The sequence below is a fragment of the Streptomyces albus subsp. albus genome (assembly GCF_000719865.1).
Taxonomy (GTDB): Bacteria; Actinomycetota; Actinomycetes; order Streptomycetales; family Streptomycetaceae; genus Streptomyces; species Streptomyces albus_E.
Window position 1 is genome coordinate 1 of record NZ_JOID01000067.1, and the last position, 2,292, is coordinate 2,292.

Sequence of the window (2,292 nt, forward strand, 5' to 3'; positions counted from 1 at the left end):
GGTTTGGCCTCATCCGGTTTCGCTCGCCACTACTCCCGGAATCACGGTTGTTTTCTCTTCCTGCGGGTACTGAGATGTTTCACTTCCCCGCGTTCCCTCCACACTGCCTATGTGTTCAGCAGCGGGTGACAGCCCATGACGACTGCCGGGTTTCCCCATTCGGACACCCCCGGATCAAAGCTCGGTTGACAGCTCCCCGGGGCCTATCGCGGCCTCCCACGTCCTTCATCGGTTCCTGGTACCAAGGCATCCACCGTGCGCCCTTAAAAACTTGGCCACAGATGCTCGCGTCCACTGTGCAGTTCTCAAACAACGACCAGCCACCCGCCACCCCACCCAACTAGGTGAGTACACCGGGACCGGCAACCGAAGACACAAGCAAGCAAGCCCATGCCCTCAGACACCCAACAGCGCGCCCGGCACGACCCGTTACCCGATCACGTTCCACGCCCCGAAGAGCAGTACTGGTGACCGGCCAACCGACCGTGCCGAATAGTCAACGTTCCACCCATGAGCAACCACCGCCGGACATTCGCCGGCGTAATGGCCCTGGACCACCGAACAATCAAGCTCGGCAGCCTAGATGCTCCTTAGAAAGGAGGTGATCCAGCCGCACCTTCCGGTACGGCTACCTTGTTACGACTTCGTCCCAATCGCCAGTCCCACCTTCGACGATTCCCTCCCTTACGGGTTGGGCCACCGGCTTCGGGTGTTACCGACTTTCGTGACGTGACGGGCGGTGTGTACAAGGCCCGGGAACGTATTCACCGCAGCAATGCTGATCTGCGATTACTAGCGACTCCGACTTCATGGGGTCGAGTTGCAGACCCCAATCCGAACTGAGACCGGCTTTTTGAGATTCGCTCCACCTCACGGTATCGCAGCTCATTGTACCGGCCATTGTAGCACGTGTGCAGCCCAAGACATAAGGGGCATGATGACTTGACGTCGTCCCCACCTTCCTCCGAGTTGACCCCGGCAGTCTCCTGTGAGTCCCCATCACCCCGAAAGGCATGCTGGCAACACAGAACAAGGGTTGCGCTCGTTGCGGGACTTAACCCAACATCTCACGACACGAGCTGACGACAGCCATGCACCACCTGTACACCGACCACAAGGGGGACCGTATCTCTACGGTTTTCCGGTGTATGTCAAGCCTTGGTAAGGTTCTTCGCGTTGCGTCGAATTAAGCCACATGCTCCGCCGCTTGTGCGGGCCCCCGTCAATTCCTTTGAGTTTTAGCCTTGCGGCCGTACTCCCCAGGCGGGGAACTTAATGCGTTAGCTGCGGCACGGACGACGTGGAATGTCGCCCACACCTAGTTCCCAACGTTTACGGCGTGGACTACCAGGGTATCTAATCCTGTTCGCTCCCCACGCTTTCGCTCCTCAGCGTCAGTATCGGCCCAGAGATCCGCCTTCGCCACCGGTGTTCCTCCTGATATCTGCGCATTTCACCGCTACACCAGGAATTCCGATCTCCCCTACCGAACTCTAGCCTGCCCGTATCGAATGCAGACCCGGGGTTAAGCCCCGGGCTTTCACATCCGACGTGACAAGCCGCCTACGAGCTCTTTACGCCCAATAATTCCGGACAACGCTCGCACCCTACGTATTACCGCGGCTGCTGGCACGTAGTTAGCCGGTGCTTCTTCTGCAGGTACCGTCACTTGCGCTTCTTCCCTGCTGAAAGAGGTTTACAACCCGAAGGCCGTCATCCCTCACGCGGCGTCGCTGCATCAGGCTTCCGCCCATTGTGCAATATTCCCCACTGCTGCCTCCCGTAGGAGTCTGGGCCGTGTCTCAGTCCCAGTGTGGCCGGTCGCCCTCTCAGGCCGGCTACCCGTCGTCGCCTTGGTAGGCCATCACCCCACCAACAAGCTGATAGGCCGCGGGCTCATCCTGCACCGCCGGAGCTTTCCACCACCATCGGATGCCCGAGATGGTCGTATCCGGTATTAGACCCCGTTTCCAGGGCTTGTCCCAGAGTGCAGGGCAGATTGCCCACGTGTTACTCACCCGTTCGCCACTAATCCCCTCCGAAGAGGTTCATCGTTCGACTTGCATGTGTTAAGCACGCCGCCAGCGTTCGTCCTGAGCCAGGATCAAACTCTCCGTGAATGCTTCACGCAAGAGCGGCGCGGACCGGAGGAATAATCCGGAACCGCGCACAGCGTCCTCGCTGTTGTAGTGCCTCCCGACCATCGCCGAAGCGGCTGGCGTTGACTTTTGGCACGCTGTTGAGTTCTCAAGGAACGGACGCTTCCTTCGGCCCCGTCTCCGGGCCCTCCGG

2 rRNA genes are annotated in these 2,292 nt (G+C 59.6%); both read right to left on the reverse strand.

The features are described 5' to 3' along the window. Positions 1-277: ribosomal RNA gene (locus IF83_RS0129350) — 23S ribosomal RNA — on the reverse strand; the annotation flags it as partial. Positions 278-594: 317 nt separating this feature from the next. Then, positions 595-2,120 (reverse strand): 16S ribosomal RNA (locus IF83_RS30885). Positions 2,121-2,292: the final 172 nt, after the last annotated feature.